The organism is Mesorhizobium loti, from assembly GCA_014189435.1.
Taxonomy (GTDB): Bacteria; Pseudomonadota; Alphaproteobacteria; order Rhizobiales; family Rhizobiaceae; genus Mesorhizobium; species Mesorhizobium loti_G.
In genome coordinates this window covers 142,720-166,636 of sequence record CP050293.1, presented here as the reverse complement: position 1 = coordinate 166,636, position 23,917 = coordinate 142,720, and the positions used below count along the sequence as shown (strand labels likewise).

26 protein-coding genes and 1 pseudogene are annotated in these 23,917 nt (G+C 63.3%); 13 read left to right on the top strand and 14 right to left on the bottom strand.

What is annotated here, in order from left to right; all coding sequences use genetic code 11:
• Positions 1–103: 103 nt before the first annotated feature.
• The 4 genes from lptB to HB777_00790 form a co-directional block, all read right to left on the bottom strand.
• Positions 104–922 (bottom strand): LPS export ABC transporter ATP-binding protein, encoded by an 819-nt coding sequence (lptB, locus tag HB777_00805; protein ID QND68601.1) that lies wholly within the window; start codon positions 920–922, stop codon positions 104–106.
• Entirely contained in the window at positions 922–1,506 is a 585-nt protein-coding gene (locus HB777_00800) for an LPS ABC transporter substrate-binding protein LptA (GenBank protein ID QND62587.1), read from the bottom strand. Before HB777_00800 ends, lptB begins: the two co-directional genes overlap by 1 nt.
• Positions 1,493–2,206 carry an LPS export ABC transporter periplasmic protein LptC gene (locus HB777_00795; protein QND62586.1) on the bottom strand — a complete coding sequence of 238 codons (714 nt, stop codon included), beginning with the start codon at positions 2,204–2,206 and terminating at the stop codon, positions 1,493–1,495. Before HB777_00795 ends, HB777_00800 begins: the two co-directional genes overlap by 14 nt.
• A gap of 471 nt (positions 2,207–2,677) precedes the next feature.
• A complete protein-coding gene (locus tag HB777_00790) occupies positions 2,678–2,872 on the bottom strand; it encodes a hypothetical protein (GenBank protein ID QND62585.1) in 195 nt (64 codons plus the stop codon).
• A gap of 167 nt (positions 2,873–3,039) precedes the next feature.
• On the opposite strand from HB777_00790, the gene sppA reads away from it, so the two are divergent.
• The 4 genes from sppA (at position 3,040) to HB777_00770 (ending at position 5,785) form a co-directional block, all read left to right on the top strand.
• Entirely contained in the window at positions 3,040–3,996 is a 957-nt protein-coding gene (sppA, locus tag HB777_00785) for a signal peptide peptidase SppA (GenBank protein ID QND62584.1), read from the top strand.
• Between the two features lie 82 nt (positions 3,997–4,078).
• Positions 4,079–4,363 carry an integration host factor subunit beta gene (locus tag HB777_00780; protein QND62583.1) on the top strand — a complete coding sequence of 95 codons (285 nt, stop codon included), beginning with the start codon at positions 4,079–4,081 and terminating at the stop codon, positions 4,361–4,363.
• Between the two features lie 50 nt (positions 4,364–4,413).
• A complete protein-coding gene (locus tag HB777_00775; GenBank protein QND62582.1) occupies positions 4,414–4,782 on the top strand; it encodes a LapA family protein in 369 nt (122 codons plus the stop codon).
• A gap of 37 nt (positions 4,783–4,819) precedes the next feature.
• Positions 4,820–5,785 (top strand): ornithine cyclodeaminase family protein, encoded by a 966-nt coding sequence (locus HB777_00770; protein ID QND62581.1) that lies wholly within the window; start codon positions 4,820–4,822, stop codon positions 5,783–5,785.
• Here HB777_00770 and HB777_00765 read toward each other — a convergent pair.
• From HB777_00765 to HB777_00755, 3 genes are all read right to left on the bottom strand, one after another.
• The gene (locus tag HB777_00765; GenBank protein QND62580.1) at positions 5,782–6,219 is read right to left on the bottom strand and encodes an EVE domain-containing protein; all 438 of its coding nucleotides are present in this window, start codon (positions 6,217–6,219) and stop codon (positions 5,782–5,784) included. The two genes, HB777_00770 and HB777_00765, sit on opposite strands and share 4 nt — an antisense overlap.
• Positions 6,216–6,611, bottom strand: coding sequence for a drug:proton antiporter (locus tag HB777_00760; GenBank protein ID QND62579.1), 396 nt, complete (start codon positions 6,609–6,611; stop codon positions 6,216–6,218). The genes HB777_00765 and HB777_00760 overlap by 4 nt, the downstream gene beginning before the upstream one ends.
• A gap of 74 nt (positions 6,612–6,685) precedes the next feature.
• On the bottom strand, positions 6,686–7,390 hold the full coding sequence (locus HB777_00755; GenBank protein ID QND62578.1) for a YafY family transcriptional regulator: 705 nt from the start codon (positions 7,388–7,390) through the stop codon (positions 6,686–6,688).
• Positions 7,391–7,526: 136 nt separating this feature from the next.
• Here HB777_00755 and HB777_00750 point away from each other — a divergent pair, with 136 nt between their 5' ends.
• The 6 genes and pseudogenes from HB777_00750 (at position 7,527) to HB777_00725 (ending at position 14,535) form a co-directional block, all read left to right on the top strand.
• Positions 7,527–8,618 carry a class I SAM-dependent rRNA methyltransferase gene (locus tag HB777_00750; GenBank protein QND62577.1) on the top strand — a complete coding sequence of 364 codons (1,092 nt, stop codon included), beginning with the start codon at positions 7,527–7,529 and terminating at the stop codon, positions 8,616–8,618.
• A 17-nt stretch (positions 8,619–8,635) separates the two neighbouring features.
• A complete protein-coding gene (locus tag HB777_00745; protein QND62576.1) occupies positions 8,636–9,493 on the top strand; it encodes an RNA methyltransferase in 858 nt (285 codons plus the stop codon).
• Between the two features lie 13 nt (positions 9,494–9,506).
• Positions 9,507–9,995: a signal peptidase II gene (locus HB777_00740; protein QND62575.1), complete on the top strand. Its 489-nt coding sequence runs from the start codon at positions 9,507–9,509 to the stop codon at positions 9,993–9,995.
• A gap of 57 nt (positions 9,996–10,052) precedes the next feature.
• Complete coding sequence (locus HB777_00735) at positions 10,053–11,042, top strand: oxidoreductase (protein QND62574.1); 990 nt, start codon at positions 10,053–10,055, stop codon at positions 11,040–11,042.
• Positions 11,043–11,184: 142 nt separating this feature from the next.
• Positions 11,185–13,477, top strand: a pseudogene (locus HB777_00730) (response regulator).
• 182 nt (positions 13,478–13,659) lie between these two features.
• Entirely contained in the window at positions 13,660–14,535 is an 876-nt protein-coding gene (locus HB777_00725; GenBank protein ID QND68600.1) for a GNAT family N-acetyltransferase, read from the top strand.
• Positions 14,536–14,616: 81 nt separating this feature from the next.
• Here the strand turns inward: HB777_00725 and HB777_00720 are convergent, their stop codons facing one another.
• Both HB777_00720 and grpE read right to left on the bottom strand, forming a co-directional pair.
• On the bottom strand, positions 14,617–15,249 hold the full coding sequence (locus HB777_00720; GenBank protein QND62573.1) for a trimeric intracellular cation channel family protein: 633 nt from the start codon (positions 15,247–15,249) through the stop codon (positions 14,617–14,619).
• A gap of 150 nt (positions 15,250–15,399) precedes the next feature.
• On the bottom strand, positions 15,400–16,035 hold the full coding sequence (grpE, locus tag HB777_00715) for a nucleotide exchange factor GrpE (protein ID QND62572.1): 636 nt from the start codon (positions 16,033–16,035) through the stop codon (positions 15,400–15,402).
• Between the two features lie 239 nt (positions 16,036–16,274).
• Here grpE and HB777_00710 point away from each other — a divergent pair, with 239 nt between their 5' ends.
• The 3 genes from HB777_00710 (at position 16,275) to HB777_00700 (ending at position 18,146) form a co-directional block, all read left to right on the top strand.
• Positions 16,275–16,475, top strand: coding sequence for a hypothetical protein (locus tag HB777_00710; protein ID QND62571.1), 201 nt, complete (start codon positions 16,275–16,277; stop codon positions 16,473–16,475).
• A gap of 86 nt (positions 16,476–16,561) precedes the next feature.
• Entirely contained in the window at positions 16,562–16,954 is a 393-nt protein-coding gene (locus HB777_00705; GenBank protein QND68599.1) for a hypothetical protein, read from the top strand.
• A gap of 169 nt (positions 16,955–17,123) precedes the next feature.
• The gene (locus HB777_00700; GenBank protein ID QND62570.1) at positions 17,124–18,146 is read left to right on the top strand and encodes a fatty acid desaturase; all 1,023 of its coding nucleotides are present in this window, start codon (positions 17,124–17,126) and stop codon (positions 18,144–18,146) included.
• A gap of 130 nt (positions 18,147–18,276) precedes the next feature.
• Here the strand turns inward: HB777_00700 and HB777_00695 are convergent, their stop codons facing one another.
• The 5 genes from HB777_00695 to HB777_00675 all read right to left on the bottom strand — a co-directional run bounded on the left by HB777_00695 (position 18,277) and on the right by HB777_00675 (position 23,904).
• Positions 18,277–18,897, bottom strand: coding sequence for a DJ-1/PfpI family protein (locus tag HB777_00695; GenBank protein QND62569.1), 621 nt, complete (start codon positions 18,895–18,897; stop codon positions 18,277–18,279).
• Between the two features lie 193 nt (positions 18,898–19,090).
• Positions 19,091–20,695, bottom strand: a complete 1,605-nt coding sequence (locus HB777_00690; protein QND62568.1) for a glucose-methanol-choline oxidoreductase — start codon at positions 20,693–20,695, stop codon at positions 19,091–19,093.
• A gap of 96 nt (positions 20,696–20,791) precedes the next feature.
• Positions 20,792–21,325, bottom strand: a complete 534-nt coding sequence (locus tag HB777_00685) for a DUF934 domain-containing protein (GenBank protein ID QND62567.1) — start codon at positions 21,323–21,325, stop codon at positions 20,792–20,794.
• 169 nt (positions 21,326–21,494) lie between these two features.
• A complete protein-coding gene (locus HB777_00680) occupies positions 21,495–22,259 on the bottom strand; it encodes a phosphoadenylyl-sulfate reductase (protein QND62566.1) in 765 nt (254 codons plus the stop codon).
• Positions 22,234–23,904: a nitrite/sulfite reductase gene (locus tag HB777_00675; GenBank protein QND62565.1), complete on the bottom strand. Its 1,671-nt coding sequence runs from the start codon at positions 23,902–23,904 to the stop codon at positions 22,234–22,236. Before HB777_00675 ends, HB777_00680 begins: the two co-directional genes overlap by 26 nt.
• Positions 23,905–23,917 lie beyond the last annotated feature (13 nt).

Sequence of the window (23,917 nt, the reverse complement as noted above, 5' to 3'; positions counted from 1 at the left end):
AATTGCTAGCAAAACCCGCTTACCGGAGCGTTATCTCGGAGCAAAATCGACGAAAAAGAGCCGGATGAGCCGCAAAAATCGTGTCAGGAAACAAATTTCACGCTCAGAGCGTAAAACCCTCGCCGAGGTAAAGTCGCCGCACATCCGGGTTTGCCACCACTTCGTCGGCCCTGCCATGGGTCAGCACCTGGCCGGCATGGATGATGTAGGCGCGGTCGATCAGGCCGAGCGTTTCGCGCACATTGTGATCGGTGATGAGCACGCCGATGCCGCGCGCCGTCAGGTGGCGCACCAATTGCTGGATATCGGCGACGGCGATCGGATCGATGCCGGCGAAAGGCTCGTCGAGCAGCATGTAGGCCGGACGCGTCGCCAGCGCGCGTGCGATTTCCAGGCGCCGCCGCTCGCCGCCCGAGAGCGACATGGATGGCGCCTTGCGCAGATGGCTGATGTGGAATTCCTCGAGCAGTTCGTCGAGATTGCGCTCGCGCACCTTGCGGTCCTTTTCGACCACTTCCAGCACGGCACGGATATTCTGCTCGACATTGAGGCCACGGAAAATCGACGCTTCCTGCGGCAGATAGCCGATGCCGAGGCGGGCGCGACGGTACATCGGCATCGAGGTGACATCGAAGCCGTCAATCTCGATCGTACCTTCATCCACCGGCACCAGGCCGGTGACCATGTAGAAGCAGGTCGTCTTGCCGGCGCCGTTGGGGCCGAGCAGCCCAACGGCCTCGCCGGCGCGCACACCAATGGTGACGCCGCTGACGACCTTGCGGCCCTTGTAGCTCTTGGTCAAACCCTTGGCGATCAGGGTTCCCTTGAACTTTCCCGCATCGACGGTCACCGTGGCCGGCGCCGAAAGCTTGCCGGCGGCCCGCCCCGGAAGACGCGCCGTCAGCGACGACAGGCTGGCCATCAGGGGTTCGTCGCTCCTGATTTCGGCGGCGGCGTGATCGACATCTGGACGCGTTGCCCAGCGCATGGATCAACCTGCGCCAACCCGCTTTTCATCTGCACGGTGAGCTTGCAGCCGACCAGGACGTTGTCGTTCTGCGACAGAACGACCTTTTTGCCCGAAAGCACCAGAACCTGGCTCTTCATATCGAAGCTGCCTTGATCCGCCGTCGCGACCTGCGCATCCGACTTGACGTAAACCTTGTCGGAAATTTCCAGATGATCGATGTTGGCCGAGCCGGTCATGGCCGCCGCGCCAGCCGCTTCCGTGCCCTTGGCGCCGGCGTTGGGATCCTTGACGTAGTAGACCGTCATCTTGCCGGCTTTCATCAGCGTCGGCCCCTGGACGACGCTGACATTGCCGGTGAAAATGGCGATACTGTCGGCCTGGCGGACCTCCAGCTTGTCGCTCTCGATCTGGATCGGCTTATCGCCGGACAGTTTGAGCCCTGATTGGCTGGTGGTCTGCGCCGATGACGGCACAAGTCCGAGCAGCAGCAACGCTGAAGTTGCAGCCGCGAGCCGCGTCGAACTACTGAGCCGCATTGGTTTCTCCGCTGTTTCCCTCTGCCGTCTTCAAGGCGGCGGAATCGATGTTGACGCGCACTTTGTTCTCGAAAACCAGAATCTTGCCATTGTCCTGGACCGACATCGAATCCGCCGTGATCCGCGACCCGCCACGGCTGACATCGACGGGATCTCCCGTCTTCATAGTGCCTTTGCCCATGTCGAGGAAGACCGATTTGAACTTGGCCTGCATGCCGTCGGTTGTGGTGATCGTCACGTCGCTGGTCAGGTTCATCGTATTGCCGTCGCGATCATAGGTGCCGTGCGAGGCCTTGACCGCCGCCACATTGTCGGGCGCGATCGGCACCTTGGCGTCGATGCCTTCCAGTTCGATGATACCTTGCGTGCTGACGTCCTGAATGGCGCGCAGCGCCGTCATCGAATAGGGCTGCTTCTGCTTGGTGAAACCGTTGAGTTTGGGATTGGCCATCACCAGCTTGCCGTTGGAAAAGGCGGTGCCTTCCGCCTGAACCTTCACGGAGATGGGTGCGGCCAGATAGGAGTAGACCGGGAAAGCGATGGCGATCAGGGCCGCAGCCAGCGGCACGGCAAACTTGAGAAAGCGCACGCGGCGCGAATGGCGTTGCGCGCGATCGAACGCGTCGCCACGCGTCCGGCCGTCCGCCTGGGGGACCAACTCCATTTCGGCGTCGGTCGGTTCATTCGGTCGCGCTAACATTCACTGCTTTCTTCTAAACCCCAGCCCACCTGGGAACACCGCCTATAGGTGGGACGCCGGCGCCTTCAAGCAAGCACAAGCCCAGGAAAACCGCAAAAATGTGACAACCGCATTTGTACAGATGAAAACCAGATCCGCACAACTGCCCGTTCTTCATAGCAGAAACAGACACGCAGGGTAAAATTTATCAGCTGTCTGTCTCGCCGCCCGACCTCGCGGTGAATGCACAAATACGTGAGGGGAGATGTCGGATCCCCCGCCTGGCCGGCCCGGCCGATCGCGTATGAGGCATGGCAATCTCGACTATCCGCGCCGATTGTCCCGTCGTGTGGGAAAGAGGCAGTGTCTCAGTTTGAAATTTAAGAACAGAAACGCGCGTTGGTCGGCGGCTTGACGTTGGCAATGCGCATGGTGCTAACGGCGTAGCCGATCACGTCTGCGGGGCGCTTGTTGCCTTGGATCGGGTCGGCATCAGGCCGCCTTCCGCTGTATGAGACCAACCAGAACGGTGCGCATTCCCGAATACGATGGGCTGCCAATTTTCACTTCCCAATCAGTGTTGCGTTTCCGAGGGTGTTTCGCATTACGCAACGCTTGGCGGAATGTGTTCGGGTCGACGCCTACAGTTCGAGCCATATCTTCGGCGGTTGTGTGTTTGGCGATCATGACGTCTCCTATGCCTTTTGCCAATATATAGGGCGTTTGCACAACTCGGCCAAAGGATAGGCGTTTCCGCAAATTTCAAACTGAGACACTGCCGGGAAAGAGAACTGCTTCCCGATGGGAGGATCATGGTCTAAAAGCGTCTCCTCCCGCCGCCTGAAAGGCTGACCATGGCACTGAGAGCCGACGACCTGATCGACCGCCGCCGCTTGCGGCGCAAGCTGACATTCTGGCGCGTCGTCGCCATAGGCATCGTTGCACTTGGGGTGATCGCGCTTTCAGGCTGGTTCTATGGCGACGATTTCGGCGGCTCGGCGGTCGACCATATCGCCAAGGTCAGGATCGAAGGCACCATCACCGAGGACGAGGAACTGATCAAGCGGCTGGAAACCATCCGCCTGTCGTCGAAGGTGAAAGGCGTGATCCTGTCGATCGATTCGCCTGGCGGCACCACGGTCGGCGGTGAATCGATCTATGAAGAGGTGCGCAAGCTGGCTGCCGACAAGCCGGTGGTGGCGGAAGTCGGCACGCTCGCCGCATCGGCGGGCTATATGATCGCCAGTGCCGCCGATCACATCGTTGCGCGCAAGACTTCGATCGTCGGCTCGATCGGCGTGCTGATCCAGTATCCCGACGTCAGCGGCCTGATGGACAAGCTCGGCGTCAAGCTGGAGGAAGTGAAATCCTCGCCGCTGAAAGCCGCGCCCTCGCCCTTCAAGCCGACCAATGACGACGAGCGCGCCATGGTCCGCAAGCTCATCCTCGACAGCTACGACTGGTTCGTCGGCATCGTTGCCGAACGCCGCAAGATGACCCGCGAGCAAGCACTGGCGCTTGCCGACGGCTCGATCTTCACCGGTCGCCAGGGTGTCGCCAACGGGCTGATCGATGCCGTCGGCGGTGAGACCGTTGCGGTCGACTGGCTGGCAACCAAGGGCGTCGATGCCAAACTCAAGGTCGTCGAATGGAAGGACACCGAACGGCGCGGCGGCTTCCTGTTCTCCAAGGCGATGGCGCAAACGATCGGCAGAGCGCTCGGTCTGCCGGCCTACAGCGGCGACGTCATCCATGAACTGGGTGCCGACCGCTTGTTTCTTGACGGTCTCGTTTCCGTCTGGCACCCTTGAGATGCCGTTTGGGGCAAGTGAAAAAAGCAAATAAAATCATCCTCATAAATTTGACCGCACTGCTTTCACGGGGACCCGTCTCATGATCAAGTCCGAACTTGTGCAGATTATTGCCACGCGCAATCCGCATCTTTTCCTGCGCGACGTCGAAAACATCGTCGGCGCGATCTTCGATGAAATCACCGACGCCCTTGCTGAAGGCAACCGGGTCGAGTTGCGTGGCTTCGGCGCTTTTTCGGTGAAAAACCGTCCCGCCCGCACCGGCCGCAATCCGCGTACCGGCGAATCCGTCGAGGTCGAGGAAAAATGGGTGCCGTTCTTCAAGACCGGCAAGGAACTGCGTGAAAGGCTGAACGGCGGCAAGTAGGCGCGTCAGCGCCAGACGGCCGGACAGGCCAGCTTCCGACGGAAAACATTATGTTCAATCGCTTCATTCTCATCGTGATCTTCGTGCCACTGGCGATCATCCTGATCGCACTCGCCGTTGCCAACCGCGAACTGGTCGCCTTCACGCTGGATCCGTTCAACCCCGGCAATCCGAAGCTGACGCTGACTTTACCGCTGTTCATCTTCCTGTTCCTGGCGCTCGGCATCGGCATGATCGTCGGCAGCCTGGCAACCTGGGTCAAGCAGGGCCGCTACCGCAAGCTGGCGCGCCAGCGTGGCGTCGAGGCCGAGAACCTGCGCCAGGCGGTCAGCCGTGCGCCGGCGGCACCGCAAAGCCCGATCCCAGGATCGGCCCAAGGGTCCGCCCAAGGCTCCGCATTGCCGAAGCCGACCACTTGAACCGCCCGCAGCCGGCTTTGTCCCCACGGAGTTTTTCATGCTGACCATTTCGGCCGCAGAGGTCGACCATGCGCTGACCTTTCCCGGATTGGTCGAGACGCTGCGCACGGCGTTTCGCGACGGTGCGGTGCAGCCGGTTAGGCACCATCATACGATCGAGCGGCCCGACGGCGCGGCCTCCACCCTGCTTTTGATGCCGGCCTGGACCGACCTCAATGCGGCCGGCACGTCGGCCGGTGGTCACGTCGGCGTCAAGATCGTCACCGTTTCGCCCGACAACAACGCCATCGGCAAGCCTGCGGTGATGGGGCTCTATCTCCTGCTCAATGGCGCCACCGGCGAGCCCGAGGCCTTGATCGACGGCCAGCGGCTGACCCAATGGCGCACCGCCTGTGCTTCGGCGCTCGCGGCCTCCTATCTCGCCCGCGACGATGCCTCGCGGCTGCTTGTGGTCGGCGCCGGCGCGCTGTCGCCCTTCCTCGCCAAGGCGCACTCAGCCGTGCGGCCGATCAAGACTATCCGCATCTGGAACCGCACCCAGGCCAATGCCGAGAAGGTCGCGGCCGATCTGCGCGCCGAAGGCTTCGCGGCCAGCGCTGCGAGTGATCTCGATGCCGAGCTTGGGCAGGCCGACATCGTCTCCTCGGCGACGATCACGACCACGCCGCTGATCAAGGGCGCATTGCTGCGGCCGGGAACCCATGTCGACCTGGTCGGCGGCTTTACGCCGACGATGCGCGAAAGCGATGACGACGCGATCAGGCTCGCCCGCGTCTATGTCGACACCCGCGCCGGCGCCACCAAGGAAGCCGGCGACATCGTCCAGCCGCTGGCCTCCGGCGTGCTGAAGCCGGAAGCCATCGTCGCCGATCTGCACGAATTGGCGCGCGGCCAGAAGAAGGGCCGCGAAGGCGCCGGTGAGATCACGCTGTTCAAGTCGGTCGGCGCGGCGCTCGAGGATCTTGCCGCCGGTATTGCCGTCTACAAGGCGCTCACGGCCTAGTTCGCCGGCACATCCACTTTGGCGCCCATCGTCTCGGCGATGACACGAAAATCGTGATTCCCGATTTCGAAAAGGCCAAAGCGAAGCTGATAACCCCAGTTCGACTTTCCGGCCGTGAAGTGCAGCCTGTCGAGCAGCGGCTTGATCGGCGTCTCCTCGGCCTTCGCCCACTCGACATCGCGACGAAACGGCGTGAAGCCACCACCCATTTCACCCTGATAGGGTTCGCCTTCCCGCACCGTGCCGATCGCCGTGAAGGCCTGCAGGCCGTCTTTCTCGCCCAAAATGGTGGTCGGCGAATAATAGACGATCCCATCGCCGGGCCTGACGCGGCGCAGCGGCGCCGCCTTGCCGTGGTTGACCTGCATGAAGCCGCTAGCACGGCCGCGCCGGACATGCTCAGCCGAGGCCACCGCGATCCAGTACGCGCTCATTTTTGTTCCCCATTGGCCTGTTCCCCATCGGACAGCCAGTAGACGCGCAGGCGATGATTGTCGGGATCGAGCGCGACAAAAGTGCGGCCGAAATCCATGTCGGTCGGCGTCTGCAAGATTGTCAGCCCGCGCCCGGACCAGTCGGCATGGGTGGCATCGACCGCATCGGGCGTGTCCTGCGCAAAGACGATTTCGGCGCCGCCGCCTGCCGCGGCAGCAGCCGGCTCCACCGTATGGCGCGACCAAAGGCCGAGCTTGAAGCCGTTGTCGAGCACGAACAGCACGAAGGTCGGCGCGCTTTCGACCGGCTCACGGCCGAACAGCGCACTGTAGAAGGCACCGCTCTGTTGCGGCTGGTCGACATAGAGGATGACGAAATTCGGGGTGGTCATGTCTGCTCTCCAAGGTTCGGTGTTTCGACTTGGCGAACATAGGATAAGCTACTGTCAGATTATGGCAGTAGCCATCAGGAACCACGCGGCCAGGAACCACGCGGCTTGTCGAGGGTCGCCCGCCATTCCTTGAGCAGCGCCTGGCGACGACGCGGATAGCGCGTGTCTGTTGTTTGGAGTTCGGCGATGCGATCGGCGCGAAAATGCCGGAAATCCTGCCGCATCTCGCACCACGCCACCACCACCCGCACCTTGTCGAAGAAGCCCAGCGCAAACGGCCAGACCACACGTTCGGACGCGGCGCCGCCAGCATCACGGTATAAAAAGCCGAGCTTGCGCTCGTTGCGGATGGCCTGCCGCACCAGACCAAGGTCGATGCCTTCGATGGTCGCGGCGGGAGGGCCGACCAGCAGAGTGCTCGCATCGAGATCCTCGCGCAGATCGTCCGGCAGCACGGCGGCGATCTTGGCCAACGCGTTGGCGGCGGCGGCCGAGAGGCGCTGGTCCGGCTGCTTGGCGACCCAGCGCGAGCCGAGCACGATGGCTTCGATCTCCTCGTCGCTGAACATCAGCGGCGGCAGCATGAAGCCGGGCTTGAGCACATAACCCAGCCCAGCCTCACCCTCGATCGGCGCACCCTGGCCCTGCAGCGTCGCGATGTCGCGGTAGAGCGTGCGGATCGAAATCCCGAGCTCATCGGCCAGCGCCTGCCCGCTCACCGGCCGGCGGTGCCGGCGCAAGGACTGGATCAGGTCGAGCAGGCGTTCGGAGCGGGACATCCGGCAGATTTGCCCGTTTCTTTGACATTGGTCCATCGCCGGCCGACATAAACCGGAAAGGCCTACATGTCGGACTTGGTTGCACCGCCGGTTGCCCTATGTCAAAAGCGGCCACGCCGCTCGGAGTTGCCCCCGCTTGAAGTCTTTTCGCGACAAACGCCGCGACAACCGTCCGCATCCATCCGCAAAGGGTGCGGCGGACGTGTCACGTCCGCGCGCCGGACCCGTTCCCGCCAGACCGGACGCGCAACCGCGCGAGCGGCATGAGGCGAAGGCGGACGACCGTTCCGAACCGAAATCGGGGTCGCGCATCCTGGCCCGCCGCGAAGGCGCCCTGCCCAGCGAGCAGCTTCCTGTGATCCTCGAAGTGGCGCCGAATGCCGATTATGCGCTGCTCGACAGCGGCGCCGGGCAGAAGCTCGAACAATACGGCCCTTACCGGATCGTGCGGCCCGAGGGCCAGGCGATCTGGCAAAAGGCCTTGCCGGCAAAGGACTGGGAGCGCGCCGACGCCATCTTCACCGGCGACACCGACGAGGAAGGCATCGGCCGCTGGCGTTTCCCCAAGACGCCGCTCGGCGAGACCTGGCCGATGAAGCATGACGGCATCGACTATCTCGGACGTTTCACCTCGTTTCGCCATGTTGGCGTCTTTCCCGAGCAGGCCTCGCACTGGGACCACATGGCCGGGCTGATCGCGGCGGCGAAGCGGCCGGTCAAAGTGCTGAACCTGTTCGGCTATACCGGTCTTGCTTCCTTGGTGGCGGCCCGCGCCGGCGCCGAGGTCACCCATGTCGATGCCTCCAAGAAAGCGATCGGCTGGGCCCGTGAAAATCAGGAGATGGCTGGCCTCGGCAGCAAGCCGATCCGCTGGATCGTCGACGACGCGGTGAAATTCGCCGAGCGCGAGGAACGGCGCGGCAGCCGCTATGACATCATTCTGTTCGACCCGCCGGCCTATGGCCGCGGCCCCAAGGGCGAGGTCTGGCAATTGTTCGAGGACCTGCCTGATTTGACCGACCTTTGCCGCGCGATCCTGACGCCGAAGCCACTTGCCGTGGTGCTGACCGCCTATTCGATCCGCGCCTCCTTCTTCGCCATCCATGCCTTGATGCGCGACACCTTTGCCGGCATGGGCGGCAAGATCGAATCGGGTGAGCTGATCATCCGCGAAAAGTCCGCCGGCCGGGCGCTTTCGACCTCATTGTTTTCGCGTTGGGTGGCCTGAATGCCCCGGAGTCCTGAATGAATGAGCGGCACGCAGGCGCACCCGGGCAGGTGAAGGAAGTCACCAGCCTCGCCAATCCGCTGGTCAAGGACATCAAGGCGCTCGCGCAGAAGAAATTCCGCGACCAGCAGAACGCTTTCATGGCCGAGGGACTGAAGCTGGTCATCGACGCGCTCGATCTCGGCTGGCAGATCAGGACATTGGTTTTCGCCAAGGCCGGGCGCGGCAACGCGGCTGTGGAGAAGGTCGCCGCACGCACGGTTGCCGCCGGCGGCATGGTGCTGGAGGTGTCGGAGAAGGTGCTGGTCGCCATCACCCGCCGCGACAATCCGCAAATGGTGGTCGGCGTCTTTTCGCAAAAATTCCTGGCCTTGAAGGATGTCCGCGCCGACAATGGCGACGTCTGGGTGGCGCTCGACCGGGTGCGCGACCCCGGCAATCTCGGCACCGTCATCCGCACCATCGATGCCGTCGGCGCCAAGGGCGTCATCCTGGTCGGTGACACCACCGATCCTTTTTCGGTGGAAACGGTGCGCGCCACGATGGGTTCGATCTTTGCCGTACCGGTGGCCAAAGCGACAACCGAGGCTTTCCTTGCCTGGCGAGGAGGGTTTTCAGGCCTCGTCGCCGGCACCCACCTGAAAGGCGCCGTCGACTACCGCTCGGTCGATTTTTCCCGCGGACCCGTGCTGCTGATGATGGGCAACGAGCAGCAGGGACTGCCCGAAAGCCTGGCGGCGAGTTGCGACAGGCTGCTCAGGATTCCGCAGGCCGGCCGTGCCGATTCGCTCAATCTGGCCGTTGCCACCGGCATCATGCTGTTCGAGATCCGGCGCGGCGCGCTGAAGCTCGAACCAATCGTGGACCAGCAATGAAGGTTGCCTGCCCGTGAGATCATGGTCTCCCTACGCGCTGCTCGTCGTCGCGGCCATCGCGCTTGACCAGTGGATAAAACACCTGGTGGAGACCGGCCTGCCTTTTCAGGAAAAGCTCGATCTGGTGCCCTTCCTGGCGCTGTTTCGGACCTACAACACCGGCATCGCCTTCTCGATGTTCTCGTCCTTCGGCGACACCGGGCTGATCGTCATTTCGCTTGCGGTCGTTGCCTTCGTGCTGTTCCTGGCGACGCGGATCGCGCCGTCCCAGATCCTTGCCCGCACCGGTTTTGCGCTGATCGTCGGCGGCGCGCTCGGCAATCTGATCGACCGCGCCGTCTACGGCCACGTCATCGACTACATCCTGTTCCACACGCCGGTCTGGTCCTTCGCGGTCTTCAACCTTGCCGACGCCTTCATCTCGGTGGGCGCGGCACTGGTCGTCTTCGACGAACTGTTTGGCTGGCGGCGCGAGCCCAAAGCCAAACCTTCCAAAGATTGACCCCGTGCGGCCATCGCCGCACAGTTCATGTCGCCAAACAAGATCGCGGAGAAAGAGATGTCCGAAACCTTCAAAGCCATCCTCGTTTCGCGTGACGCCGAGAAAAAGCAGTCGGTAACCGTGACCGATCTCACCGACGCGGACCTGATGGAAGGCGATGTCACCGTCGCCGTCGAGGCGACGACGGTGAACTACAAGGATGGCCTGGCGATCACGGGCAAGGCGCCGGTGATCCGCCGCTGGCCGCTGGTGCCGGGCATCGATTTCGCCGGCACCGTCATCTCGTCTTCCCATCCCGACTGGCGCGCTGGCGACAAGGTCATCCTGAACGGCTGGGGCGTCGGCGAAACCCATTTCGGCGCCTATGCCGGCCGCGCCCGTGTCAAGGGCGACTGGCTGGTGCCGCTGCCGCAAGGCATCAGCCCGCATGACGCGATGGCCGTCGGCACCGCGGGCTACACCGCAATGCTCTGCGTCATGGCCCTGGAGCGGCACGGCATCCTGCCCGATCGCGGCCCGGTGGTGGTGACAGGAGCCGCCGGCGGCGTCGGCTCGGTCGCTGTCTCGATCCTGTCCAGCCTCGGCTACCATGTCATTGCTTCCACCGGCCGCAATGCCGAAAGCCCCTATTTGATCAACCTTGGCGCCGCCGAAGTGATATCGCGCGACGAGCTTGCCCAGCCGGCCAAGCCGCTGGCCAAGGAGCGCTGGGCCGGCGGCATCGACGCCGTCGGCAGCCACACGCTGGCCAATGTGCTCTCGATGACCTCCTATGGCGGCGCGGTCGCCGCCTGCGGCCTAGCCGGCGGCATGGACCTGCCGACCAGCGTCGCCCCCTTCATCCTGCGTGGCGTCTCGTTGCTCGGCATCGATTCAGTGATGGCGCCGAAGGCAGTCCGCCTCGAGGCATGGCGCCGCATCGGCACCGACCTCGATCTGCAGAAGCTAGCCAGCCTGTCCAGGACCATCGGTTTCGACGGCATCATCGATGCCGCGCGCGACATCGTCGACGGCAATATCCGCGGCCGCGTCGTCGTGGACATGTGAACCGCTCGACTGCCCGGGAAGGCGGACGGAATCGCCACGTCCAGTGGCAAATCCGCCGCTGCGGCAGCGAAAAGCGCCCATCCGCTAAAATTCGAACGATCCGCCGCAATTTTCCATAATCTCTGTCTGGCAAGGATTTCGCATGATCGCGGAATCCGGCAGCCAAGAGGCGGACACTGGCGACGACGTCGATGCGGCGCCCCCCGCCGACGCCGTCGCGGCGCTTTGTCGCCGCGCCATCGCTGGTGCCCGAGCCGGAATTCTCCAGTCGCGAAGGCCTGCCCTTTCTGACATTCGTCGCCATCGTGGTGGTGGCCGGCCTTGCACACCTGACCGGGGCACCGATCTTCATCAGCATCGCATTGCTGGCAACCGGGCTTGCCGGTCTTGCCATGCATCTGCGCGCCAGACAGAGCGAACACCGCACCGCCGCCCTTCTTGACGAAACCACGGCCCGCAGCCGCGCCGAGATCGAGACGCTGGCCGACCGCATGTGGGAAATGCAGGAGAGCGATGAACGCTTTCGCGGCCTGATCGACGCGCTTGGTGATCTCGTCATCCATCGCGACCGCGATGGCTACATCGTCTATGCCAACAAGGTCTTCGCCGATCTGGTCGAAATCGATCAGCGCGACCTTGCCGGCAAGAGCCTGGCGGAACTCGGCATCGAGGTCGGCATCGTTCCCGATGCCGCCTTTTCCGACCATGAGTGCCTGAGTTCCACCGATGTCGCCATCAGTACGCCGAGCGGCCCGCGTTGGTTCTCGTGGATCGAGCTGTCGGTCCGCGACAAGGACAGCGATGCGGTTTCGCATCGCGCGATCGCTCGCGACATCACCGCCCGCAAACGCGCCGAATCCTCGCTGATCACCGCACGTGAGCGGGCCGAATACGCCAGCCAGGCCAAATCGCGCTTCCTCGCCACCGTCAGCCATGAGATTCGCACGCCGATGAACGGCATCATGGGCATGGCCAGGTTGCTGGCCGACACCAGCCTGTCGCCGGAGCAGCAGACCTATGTCGGCGCCGTCTCGACTTCGGCCAGCGCATTGCTTGCCCTGATCGAGGATCTTCTCGACTACTCCAAGATCGAAGCCGGGCGCTTCGACCCGGAGCCGCAGCCGATGTCGGTGCGCGAGATCGCCGACAACATCATCGAGTTGCTGGCCGCGCGCGCCTTCGCCAAGGGTATCGGGCTGGGCTGCCATGTCGAACCCGACGTGCCGCAGTTGATCACCGCCGATCCGGGCAAGGTCAGGCAGGTGCTGCTCAACCTTATCGGCAACGCCATCAAGTTCACTGACAGCGGCGGCGTGTTGGTGAGCATCGCACGCGCGCGCACCGAAACCAGCGACCGCGTATGCTTCACCATCGCCGATACCGGTCCGGGCTTGCATGATGAGGACCTGGATCGCATTTTCGAGGAGTTCGAGCAGGCCGACGGCACGTCGACGCGCACGCATGGCGGGGCCGGCCTCGGCCTTGCCATCTCCAGGCGCCTGGTGGCCGCCATGGGCGGCACGATTTCGGTATCCAGCCGGCTCGGCCAGGGATCCGAGTTCGTCTTCGAAATCCCGGCGATAGCGGCCACCGAAGCGCCACAGGGCCGCCAGAACGCGCTCGTGGGCAGGCGCGCGGTGATCCTGTCGAAAAACGCCGTCGAGGCCGAGGCCATCGCCCGCACCATCCGCGCCAATGGCGGCGCAGTCGACGTCGCCACCACCGCCGCACAGGCCGCGCCCTTCGCCGCCGGCTGCGATGTGATTCTGGTCGATGCGGCCATGGAAGAAAGCGACGGAAGGCTGCTCAAGCGCCTGCGTCAGAGCGGTTTCTCCGACTGCGAGGCCATCACGCTGATCGCGCCGACCGACCGCGGCATGCTTGGCGAGTTCCGCGCCAGCGGCTACGCGACCTTCCTGGCCAGGCCGGTGCGTGGCGGAACGCTTCTGCGTGTGCTTTTGAGCAGCCATGCCCCCAGCCTCGCCCAGCCGCAGCCGGAAAAGCGCGGCGCGCCGACGCTGCGCGCCGTTGGCAACCGCCAGCGGGGCCTGTCGGTGCTGATCGCCGAGGACAATGACATCAATGCCATGCTGGCGCGTGCCACGCTGTTGAAGGCTGGGCATCGCGTCAAGGTGGTCGGCAATGGCAAGGCCGCCGTCGAGGCTGTCACCGGCGCCGGTCACAGGGACCGCTTCGACGTGGTTTTGATGGATCTGCATATGCCGGTCATGGACGGGCTGGACGCGATTGCCGCCATCCGCCGCCATGAAGAAGAAACCGCCGTGTCGCCGGTGCCGATCATGGTGCTGTCGGCTGACAGCCAGGAAAAGACCCGCCATGCGGTGCTCGCTCATGGCGCCAGCGGCTTTGTCACCAAGCCGCTCGACCCCGAGGCGCTGGTCAATGCCGTCGAGGGGCAGGTCGTCGCGGCCTGAGCTTTCCGCCGTCCATTCCGCGCCGCGCGCTCACGTAAACGTAGCCGGTTGATCGTATTCGCCAGCCGACGAAGTATTGCCCACGACGTCGTATCACGGTACTGTCACAATCCTGTTGCACCTACACCGTATCCCCGTGCCAAGAGGGATGGCTCGAAGGAGAATCACTCGTGCATACAGTTATGCCGGAATGTGACACTCGGCCGAACGCCAGCAGCGCCTTGCTTGCCGGACGTAACGTCGATTCCGTCATAAAGGGCGCGGCACTCGGCCGTATAGGCAATCTTGAAGTGCGGCTCGCTCGCAACGAGGCCGAGATCGCGGCCGCGCAGGAAGTGCGCTACCGGGTGTTCTACGACGAACTTGGCGCCAGGAAGGACCTCGTCCAGGCCCATGACCGCCGTGACGCCGACCGGTTCGATCCGCTCTGCGACCATCTGCTGGTTTTGGACACCACGCTTTCCGGCCCCGAACATCGCCGCATCGTCGGCACCTACCGGCTGCTGCGGCAAGAAATCGCGGCCACGGCCGGAGGGTTCTATTCGGAAGGTGAATTTGAGCTGACCAAGCTCATCGCCCGTCACCCCGGCCAGCGTTTTCTCGAGCTCGGCCGCTCCTGCGTTTTGCCGGAATACCGCTCGAAGCGCACCATCGAGGCGCTGTGGCAAGGCATCTGGGCTTACATCAACCACTACGAGATCGGTGTGATGACCGGTTGCGCGTCCTTCCACGGCACCGTGCCGGCGGCGCATGCCGAGGCGCTCACCTACCTCGCCCATCACTGCCGGACGAATTCGGCCTGGGATGTGCGCGCGGTGTCCGGGCGCTACTGCTCGATGGATCTGATGCCGATCGAGGCCGTCAATGCCAAGGCGGCGATCGCTGCGATGCCGCCTCTGGTCAAGGGCTATCTGCGCGTCGGCGCCCGCATCGGTGACGGCTGCGTCATCGACCGCGAATTCTCGACGGTCGACGTCTTCGTCGTCATGCCGGTCAAGGAAATCGGCGCCCGCTACGTCAACTACTATGGCGGGGAAGCCCAGCGCTTCGCTGCGTGAGTAGGCAGTAGGCAGTAGGCAGTAGGCAGTAGTGAAGACGCCACGATTCACGCTCTTGTGACTACTGACTATTCCCTCTCTTCACGGAATATCTTCCGGCCGCCGGCCGGGTCGGCTCTTGTAGGACGGAAACGACCAGCCGAATTTGAGCGCGCCGCCACGCACAAGGAACGCCGCCGCAAAGCCGGCGAGGTCCGAGGCGAGCGGCGGCAGTCCGGCAAGATCGCCAAGTGTGTAGAGGCCGGCACCCGCAAGGGCTGCCGTGACGTAGATTTCGGGCCTGAGCAGCACCGATGGCTCGCCGGCAAGGAGATCGCGCAGAATGCCGCCGAAAGTGGCGGTGAGCACGCCGGTGATGACGGAGACGACAGGCGAACCGGTAATCGCAAGTCCCTTGGCCGCGCCCATCACCGAAAAGGCGGCGAGCCCGATGGCGTCGAGCCAGAGCAGCCATTTCCAGCGCGATTCGACACGATGCGCGCTGAAGAAGACCAGCACCGCAACCACGGCGCAGATCAGCACATAGCCGGAGTTGGCGACCCAGAAAACCGGCAGGTTGAGGATGACGTCGCGAAGCGTGCCGCCGCCTATCCCGGTGACGCTGGCCAGGAACAGGAAGCCGATAATGTCGAGCTGCTTGCGCGAAGCCGCAAGCGCCCCGGTCGCCGCGAAGACGGCGACACCGGCATAGTCGAGAAGCGCGATGGGGTTCATGGACATGAGGCAGTAGGAATTAGGAATTAGGGATTAGCGATTAGCGATTAGGCAGTAGGCATAGCACGAAGCCGCGCGATTGATACGACTGCCCTAGTTTCCCTAATGCCTAATGCCTAATGCCTACTGCCTATTCCCTATTCCCCTACCTCACGCATCCTTCTCAGCCTGCTCGTTCACCGGCCCCGGCTCGACCGGCGCTTCAGCGGCGGCAAGCTTCGGACCGCCCTTGGCGACGCCAACCATGGCCGGACGCAGCACGCGGTCGCCGATCGAATAGCCCGGCTGCACGACCTGGACCACCGTATTGGCCGGAACATCCGGGTTGGGCACTTCGAACATCGCCTGGTGGAAATTGGGATCGAACTTCTCGCCTTCAGGCGCGAGCTTCTTGACCCCATGCCGTTCCAGCGCCGACAGCATGGCGCGCTCGGTCAAGTCGACGCCTTCGATCAGGGCCTTGAAGCCGGCGTCACCCGATGCCTTGGCCTCTGCGGGGATAGCGTCCAGCGCGCGGCGCAGATTGTCCGACACCGACAGCATGTCACGCGCGAAATTCGCGACCGCGTAGGTGCGCGCGTCGTGCACGTCGCGCGCCGTGCGGCGACGCAGGTTTTCCATCTCGGCCGCCACGCGCAGCGCGCGGTCCTTCAGCTCTTCGTTTTCCTTCAGCAGCCGCACAAGGGCTTCATAGTCGCCGTCGATGCTGCCTTCCGTGCGCTCGGCAGTGGCCTCGGTTGCCTCGACTTCATCGGGCGCGCGTTCGTCTTTTGCCTGGTCGCTCATCGCCGTTTCCCGTCAATCTCGAATGATGTGGATTTTGTGCCCGATATCGAGGTTTGGCAGCCAAAAATCAAGGGGTAAGCGATTGTGGAGGTGGCCAGTCAGGGCTGGGCAGTGATGGGCAAGACATTTCGATTTTAATTCAAATTTTACCCTAACCGCCGGCTTTGCTTGCCACAAAGGCGTGATGGGGGAACCATTCCCTAGCTGGAGGAGTTTCGAAGCCGATACAGGATTTTGAGATGATGACCCGCAACAAGAGTGAAAAGGCCGAAGGGCTGGCCGCCGAAGTCAGACGCCAGTTCGGCGCCGAGGCGGTGACGCGCTTTATGCGCACCTTGCCGGCCTTCCGCACCGAGGCCGACATCCCTGACCGATTCAGAGAATTGCTCGACCGCCTCGAAGGCGCGGAGAACGGTGACGTCGGCTGGCGCAGGCGGTAACGCAACGGCCAATCTTGGCAACAAACCTCTATCGGCAATGGCCTGAGAGAACCGAACCGTCTATTGATGGATGCGTTGTGGTTCACATGGAGGACGTAGTGCGCAAGGTTTCGATCAATTCATTGCTGTCGGCGCTGGTCGGCCTCGGCGCCGTTGCATTGATGGCCTTTCCGGCACAGGCAGAGAGTCTGCAGCTGGAATTGGGCAAACACGGCCCGCGGCTGAAGCTCCTGGAAGATTGCGATCCCAACTACAACGATTGTGAAGACACCGAACGCTACTACCGGCGCGACCGCCGTCAATCACGCGGCTGCACCGAAGACCGGGCCCTCGACAAGGCGGACCGAATGGGTATCCGCCGTGCCAGGATAGAGTCCGTCGGCCGCCGGGAGATCACTGTCCGCGGCAGACAGGGTGGCGAGCGCGTGCGCGTGACTTTTGGAACCGAACGCGGCTGTCCGATCCTCGAACGCGATTAGGAGCATCGGGCTCAGAGCGGTCGGCTTGAGCCGGTCGCTCAGGGAGTGCATCGAGCGGGATCGAGCTGGCGGTTGTCTGGCTCGGCCGCCAGGCCACGCGACAATTACGCACAGTAATTTTGCGTGATTGTCGTCTTGCAGTGGCGGAGCGCCCCGCCTATGCTTCCTGATGAACATGATTTCCCCTGAGGCGGTCGCCAACAGCAAGCGCGCCTGGTTGAAGATTCTGGCGCGCTACAAGAAGCCTGACAGGCGCCGCAGCACCATCGAACTCGCCATCACACTCATTCCGTTCGCCATACTCTGGGGATTGTCCTCGGCGGCCTATGCCTATGGCCATTGGTGGGGGCTGGTCCTGATCCTTCCCGCGGCCGGGTTTCTGGTGCGCATCTTCATGATCCAGCACGATTGCGGCCACGGCTCCTTCTTCGCCAATCGCTACGCGGACGACTGGATCGGCCGCGCGCTCGGCATCCTGACGCTGACGCCCTACGACTGCTGGCGGCGCGCGCACGCGACACACCACGCCAGCGCCGGCAATCTTGACGAACGCGGCATGGGCGACATCAGGACGCTGACCGTTGCCGAATACCGGCAAATGTCATGGCGCGGCCGCCTTGCCTATCGTCTCTATCGCCACCCGCTGGTGATGTTCGGGCTCGGGCCGATCTGGCTGTTCATCTTCGAGCAAAGGCTGCCCGTCGGCATGATGCGCGGCGGCCTGACGCCCTGGGTGTCATCGATGACCACCAACCTTGGCATCGCGGTTGCAGCAGCCGTCCTCATCTGGTTCGTCGGCCCCGGCGCATTCCTGGTGGTGCATCTGCCGATCGTCATCCTCGCCGGTTCGGCCGGCATCTGGCTGTTCTACGTCCAGCACCAGTTCGAGGAAACGGAATGGGCGAAGGATGCCGACTGGGAATTCCAGCACGCCGCCCTGCACGGATCGTCCTATTACGACCTGCCGCCGGTGCTGAACTGGTTCACCGGCAACATCGGTGTCCATCACGTCCACCACCTCTCCGCCAAGGTGCCGTGCTACCGGTTGCAGGAAGTGCTGCGGGACTATCCCGAACTGCGCAGCATCGGCCGCGTCACGCTGCTCGAAAGCCTGCGCTGCGTCAAACTGGCACTGTGGGACGAGAACCGCCGCAAGCTGGTGTCGTTCCGCGAGGCACGGCTGGCCGCCTAAGCAATTCCAGGAAAAGTGTGAAACGGTTTTCCCGGGAAAAGCGCGTAGCGCTTTCCCTAGGGGATTGCGTCAAAACAAGAAAATAGAAAGACCGCCGCGCCATTGGCACGGCGGCCTCCAAAATCCCGGATCAGGCAGCCTGGCGCTCGTCGCGCATCAGGATCTCGCCGTGGCGGATCTCGGTGCCCAGCACTTTCAGGCATTCGCGGATGAAGTTGGACAAGCCAGGCCAGCCCTTGGCTGACACGAGATTGCCGTCGACATGGGCGCCGGTCGGCGCAACGTCGATATAAATGCCTCCGGCGAGCGTGACCTCCGGCTCGCAATATTGGAGTGCGGCGACTTCCCGGCCCCGCACCACGCCGTCGACGGCGATCAGGATCTGCACGCCATGGCAGATGGTGAAGATCGGCTTGCCGGCCTCGTGGAAATGCCGCACCAGCGCCTGCACCCGCTTGTCGATGCGGATGTATTCCGGACCGCGCCCGCCCGCCGCATAGACGGCATCGTATGCGGCCGGATCCACCTCGGAAAACGTCTTGTTGAGGATGTAGTCGTGGCCGAGCTTTTCCGAGTAGGTCTGGTGGCCTTCGAAGTCGTGCAGCGACGTTTTCAATATATCGCCCGCCTTCTTGTCCGGACAGACGACATGGACGGTGTGGCCAACCGCATGCATCGCCTGCTCAAAGACGAAAATCTCATATTCCTCGCTGAACTCGCCAACGAGCATCAGTATCTTCTTGCCAGCCATTCCCGGTTCCTCCCTTGTGGCCATATTTATTTCGGACCGCGAAATAATGGACCTATCCTAAGGGCCGGATGGCGAAAGCGAAAGCGCAAATCGCACAATTGGTAAGACCAGTTGATGTCGATTGGCACCGATATCATCATAGGGTATTCCACAACAGGCAAACCCAGCACCACTGGTTCGACCAGAATCCCGATCAGGCAGCCTTGATCATATCAGCTGCCTTTTCGGCGATCATGATGGTCGGCGCATTGGTGTTGCCGCCGATCAACGTCGGCATCACCGAGGCGTCGACGACACGCAAGGCTTGCATGCCGCGGACACGAAGCTCGGGGTCGACGACAGCCATATCGTCGATACCCATCTTGCAGGTGCCGACCGGGTGATAGATCGTATCGGCACGAGCCCGGATATGCGCCATCAGCTCGGCGTCGCTCGAAACGCCGGCGGTGTAGATTTCCTTGTGGCGGTATTTGGCCAGCGACGGCGCCTCCAATATGGCGCGCATCATTCTGGTGCCCTTGAGCAAAAGCTCGGCGTCGCGTTCGTCGGACAGAAATCGCGGATCGATGCGCGGCGGCGCCAGCGGGTCTGGCGTCGACAGCCCGACCTCGCCGCGCGACTGCGGCCGCAGCACGCAGACATGGCATGAGAAGCCATAGCCCATATGCAGCTTGCGGCCATGATCATCGACGATAGCGATGCAGAAATGCAGTTGCAGATCGGGCCGATCGATCGCCGGGTCGGACTTGAGGAAGGCGCCGCTCTCCGCGTAGGGCGTGGCGATCATGCCGCTGCCGTCCTTGCGCCAGCGCCGCAGGTGCCGCAGCAGGCCAGGCAGACCGCGCAGGCCGATGCCCATCATGTCGGCATCCCTTGATGTCCAGCCCATGATGAAGTCGAGATGATCCTGCAGGTTCTTGCCGACGCCGGGCAACTCATGAACGATCGGAATTCCGTGTGCTGCAAGCTCGACAGCTGGCCCGATCCCGGACAGCAACAAGAGCTGCGGCGAGCCGAAGGCACCACCGCAGACGATGACCTCGCGCCTGGCTTTCGCAACGGCTTCGCCCTTGCCCGCGCGGTAGCGCACGCCGGCGGCCCGCTTGCCGTCAAGGACGATGCCCGTGGCATGGGCTCCAGTGATGACGGTAAGGTTTGGGCGGTCCATGGCCGGATGCAGATAGGCGGCCGCCGCCGAGCAGCGCTCGCCGTTGCGGCGTTCGCCCCAGAATTGCGTGACCTGATAGAGCCCCGCCCCTTCCTGCTCCGGTCCATTGAAATCATCGTTGCGACGGATCTGGTTTTCGCCGCAGGCCTCGACAAAGGCCCGGGAAAGCGCACGTGGCTCCTGCTGCTCGGCAACCCGCAGCGGTCCGTCACCACCATGCAGGGCGTCCGTGCCGCGCTGGTTGCCTTCGGCCCGCTGGAAATAGGGCAGCACCTCGTCCCATGACCAGCCGGTGCAGCCGAGATCGGCCCATTCGTCATAGTCCCCGTGGTGTCCGCGTGTGTAGAGCATGGCATTGATGGCGCTGGAACCACCCAGCGCCTTGCCGCGCGGCTGGTAGCCCTTGCGCCCGCCAAGCCCTTGCTGCGGCACCGTCTCGAACGCCCAGTTGTTGATCTTCGGCCGGCCGGGCAGCAGCGCGATGACGCCTGCCGGGGCGCGGATGAGCAGATCTTTGCCCTCGCCGCCGGCTTCAATCAGGCAGACCGTTTTCGATGGATCTTCGGAGAGCCGCGCGGCAAGCGTGCAGCCGGCGGACCCGCCGCCGGCAATGACATAGTCGAAATCCATGATCTCCTCCCTCTCACCCGGCGGATGTTTCCGTCCGGACGACCAAGAGAAGGCCCGATCACCGCTGATGTAAAGGCGTACGGAATTACCGCTGCGTCAGCTGTTGCGAAGGCGGCGCCAGGAATATTTTGGGCCCTTGGGCTCCGGCACGGCGGCTGGCTGGTAGTAGAGCCCCAACCCGCCGGTGCGGCCCTCCTCCAGTCGCTTCAACAGCACCGGATTCGAGATCTCGAACTCGTCGAAGCCGAGCCGCAGCATATGCGGCAACTGGTCGACCAGAACCTGCCCGGTGGCGCGCACCGCACCTTCGAAATCGTAGCGGCTGCGCAGCAATTCGCCCTTGGAGAAGGAGCGTCCGTCGCTGAAGGCCGGGAAGACCAGCGCCACCAAAGACAGCTGGTCGAGCAGATCGGCGATCTTTTCGAGCTGATCGCCCGGCTGCAGCACGACGCCGAGCCGCTCCTTGGCAGACCGGCGCACCTCCGGCTCCAGATCGAGGAACGCCTGCAGCGGCAGGATGAAGCGGCCGTTGCCGGACAGCGCCTCGGCGCCTTCGGCATGCGTCCACTCATCATCGCGAAAACCCGTAGGGGTCCAGAGGCGGGTCTCCGGTATCGTCGGTTCAGTCATCAAAAATTCCTAAAAAACTCAAGAAGCTCATTGTGTGTGTTCAGGTCAGGTCGCGCCGAAAATGGTGGCTTCCGGGGCCGCCCTGCGGCGAGCGGAGCGTACTTGAAGTACGTGAACACCGGAAGCGCAGGAAGCTGCCGTTTGCAGGCCGGCTGAATATCAACATACCCTAAAGGGATGCGTCGGTCAGCGACTTCTCCAGCCCTGACAGGTGAATGCCGCACTCGGTCTTGGCATGACCGGCCCAGCGGCCGCTGCGCGCGTCCTCGCCCGGCTGCACCGGCTGCGTGCACGGGAAGCAGCCGATCGACAGATAGCCATAGGCGACCAGCGGATTTTCGCGCAGCGCATGCGCGCGCATGTAGTCCGCCTGATCCGATGTCGTCCAATGCGCCAGCGGATTGATACGGATGCGCGGACCAACCGCTTCGAACACCGGAAGTGCTGCCCGGGTCGAGGCCTGGAAGCGCTTGCGACCGGTGAACCAGGCGCGGAAGGGGGCAACGCCCCGCGCCAGCGGCTCGACCTTGCGCACGTCGCAGCAGGCATCGGTGTTGCTCTGATGCAGATTGCCCGTCGGATCGATCCGCTCGAGCGCCGCTTCCTCGGGCTTGATCACCCTTATGTTGGTCAGCCCGAAATCGGCAGCAAGCGCATCGCGATAGCCGAGCGTCTCCTCGAAATGCTTGCCGGTGTCGAGGAAGATGACCGGCAGCGTCCGGTCGATCTTGGCGATCATGTGCAGCAGCACGGCCGAGTCCGCGCCGAACGACGACACCGCGGCGATCTCGTCGAGAAACAGTTCGCGGGCCGAGTGTTCGATGATCTCGAGCGGCTTCAGATGACCATAGAGCGCATCGAGCCCGGCCGCCTTGGCGGCGATGCCGTCATCGACGTCGGCAATACGGTCAAGCGGCCTTGGTTTCGCCAGCATAGAGCGCCTCCTTGAACGGCGCGGGACCGACACGGCGGTAGGCGTCGATGAATTTCTCTTGTGGGTCGAGGCGAAGGCCGAGATAGGTCTCGACGATCTGCTCGATGGCGTCGGTGATCTCTTCCGAGGAGAAGCCGCGGCCGATGATCTCGCCGACCGAGGTGTTCTCGTCGGCCGAGCCGCCCAGCGTCACCTGATAGAGCTCGGAGCCCTTCTTCTCGACGCCGAGGATGCCGATATGGCCGACATGGTGATGGCCACAGGCGTTGATGCAGCCGGAGATCTTCAGCTTCAGTTCACCGATCTCGCGCTGCCGCTCCAGCGAGGCGAAGCGGCGCGAGATTTCCTGCGCGATCGGGATCGAGCGCGCCGTCGCCAGCGCGCAATAATCGAGGCCCGGGCAAGCGATGATGTCCGATATCAAATTGGAATTGGCCGTCGCCAGGCCGATGCCGACCAGCGCATCATAGACCGCCTTGAGGTCGGCGCGCGCCACATGCGGCAAGATCAGGTTCTGCTCATGGCTGACGCGCAGCTCGTCAAAGGCATATTTTTCGGCGATGTCGGCGACCGCTTCCATCTGGCTGTCCGAGGCGTCGCCGGGCACTTCGCCGATGCCCTTGAGCGAGATCGTCACCGCCGCGTAGTCGGGATGGCGGTGCGTCACGACGTTCTGGTCGAGCCACTCCGAGAACCCCTTGGAATCCAGGCGCGCCAGCTTAACCGCCTGGTCGCCTTCCGGCCGCTCGGTGAGCGCCGGCGGCGCGAAATAGGCCTCGATGGCGCGGATATCGGCTTCCGGCAGCTTCAGCTCGGCGTCCTTCAATTCCTGCCACTCGGCCTCGACCTGGCGGGTGATCTCCTCGACGCCGGTCTCATGGACGAGGATCTTGATGCGCGCCTTGTACTTGTTGTCGCGGCGGCCATAGAGGTTGTAAACGCGCAGGATCGCCGTGCAGTAGGACAAGAGGTCGGCTTCCGGCAGGAAGTCGCGGATCTTGCGGGCAACCATCGGCGTGCGGCCCTGGCCGCCGCCGATATAGACGGCGAAACCGAGTTCGCCGGCAGCGTTCTTCTTCAGGTGCAGGCCGATGTCGTGGGTCTGGATGGCAGCGCGGTCCCGCTCGGCCCCCGTCACCGCGATCTTGAACTTGCGCGGCAGGAACGAGAATTCTGGATGCACCGACGACCACTGGCGCAGGATTTCCGCATAGGGGCGCGGATCGGCGACCTCATCGGCTGCGGCGCCGGCGAAATGGTCAGCGGTGACATTGCGGATGCAATTGCCGCTGGTCTGGATGGCGTGCATCTCGACGCTTGCCAGATCGGCCAGGATCGCCGGAATGTCCGACAGCGCCGGCCAGTTGAACTGGATGTTCTGGCGCGTGGTGAAATGGCCGTAGCCCTTGTCGTATTTGCGGGCGATGTGGCCCAGCATGCGCAACTGCTTGCCGTTCAGCGTGCCATAGGGCACCGCGATGCGCAGCATGTAGGCGTGCAGTTGAAGATAGACGCCGTTCATCAGCCTGAGCGGCCGGAACTGGTCCTCGGTGATCTCGCCGGCAAGGCGGCGCTGGACCTGGTCGCTGAACTCGGCGACGCGGGCCTGGACAAAATCGTGGTCGAACTCATCGTAACGGTACATGCTTCGTCTTTCA

Coding starts and splice junctions, on each gene's coding strand:
- lptB (QND68601.1), bottom strand. CDS start 922: ATGGCCAGCCTGTCGTCGCTGACGGCGCGTCTTCCGGGGCGGGCCGCC.
- HB777_00800 (QND62587.1), bottom strand. CDS start 1,506: ATGCGGCTCAGTAGTTCGACGCGGCTCGCGGCTGCAACTTCAGCGTTG.
- HB777_00795 (QND62586.1), bottom strand. CDS start 2,206: ATGTTAGCGCGACCGAATGAACCGACCGACGCCGAAATGGAGTTGGTC.
- HB777_00790 (QND62585.1), bottom strand. CDS start 2,872: ATGATCGCCAAACACACAACCGCCGAAGATATGGCTCGAACTGTAGGC.
- sppA (QND62584.1), top strand. CDS start 3,040: ATGGCACTGAGAGCCGACGACCTGATCGACCGCCGCCGCTTGCGGCGC.
- HB777_00780 (QND62583.1), top strand. CDS start 4,079: ATGATCAAGTCCGAACTTGTGCAGATTATTGCCACGCGCAATCCGCAT.
- HB777_00775 (QND62582.1), top strand. CDS start 4,414: ATGTTCAATCGCTTCATTCTCATCGTGATCTTCGTGCCACTGGCGATC.
- HB777_00770 (QND62581.1), top strand. CDS start 4,820: ATGCTGACCATTTCGGCCGCAGAGGTCGACCATGCGCTGACCTTTCCC.
- HB777_00765 (QND62580.1), bottom strand. CDS start 6,219: ATGAGCGCGTACTGGATCGCGGTGGCCTCGGCTGAGCATGTCCGGCGC.
- HB777_00760 (QND62579.1), bottom strand. CDS start 6,611: ATGACCACCCCGAATTTCGTCATCCTCTATGTCGACCAGCCGCAACAG.
- HB777_00755 (QND62578.1), bottom strand. CDS start 7,390: ATGTCCCGCTCCGAACGCCTGCTCGACCTGATCCAGTCCTTGCGCCGG.
- HB777_00745 (QND62576.1), top strand. CDS start 8,636: ATGAATGAGCGGCACGCAGGCGCACCCGGGCAGGTGAAGGAAGTCACC.
- HB777_00735 (QND62574.1), top strand. CDS start 10,053: ATGTCCGAAACCTTCAAAGCCATCCTCGTTTCGCGTGACGCCGAGAAA.
- HB777_00725 (QND68600.1), top strand. CDS start 13,660: ATGCCGGAATGTGACACTCGGCCGAACGCCAGCAGCGCCTTGCTTGCC.
- HB777_00720 (QND62573.1), bottom strand. CDS start 15,249: ATGAACCCCATCGCGCTTCTCGACTATGCCGGTGTCGCCGTCTTCGCG.
- grpE (QND62572.1), bottom strand. CDS start 16,035: ATGAGCGACCAGGCAAAAGACGAACGCGCGCCCGATGAAGTCGAGGCA.
- HB777_00710 (QND62571.1), top strand. CDS start 16,275: ATGATGACCCGCAACAAGAGTGAAAAGGCCGAAGGGCTGGCCGCCGAA.
- HB777_00705 (QND68599.1), top strand. CDS start 16,562: ATGGAGGACGTAGTGCGCAAGGTTTCGATCAATTCATTGCTGTCGGCG.
- HB777_00700 (QND62570.1), top strand. CDS start 17,124: ATGAACATGATTTCCCCTGAGGCGGTCGCCAACAGCAAGCGCGCCTGG.
- HB777_00695 (QND62569.1), bottom strand. CDS start 18,897: ATGGCTGGCAAGAAGATACTGATGCTCGTTGGCGAGTTCAGCGAGGAA.
- HB777_00690 (QND62568.1), bottom strand. CDS start 20,695: ATGGATTTCGACTATGTCATTGCCGGCGGCGGGTCCGCCGGCTGCACG.
- HB777_00685 (QND62567.1), bottom strand. CDS start 21,325: ATGACTGAACCGACGATACCGGAGACCCGCCTCTGGACCCCTACGGGT.
- HB777_00680 (QND62566.1), bottom strand. CDS start 22,259: ATGCTGGCGAAACCAAGGCCGCTTGACCGTATTGCCGACGTCGATGAC.
- HB777_00675 (QND62565.1), bottom strand. CDS start 23,904: ATGTACCGTTACGATGAGTTCGACCACGATTTTGTCCAGGCCCGCGTC.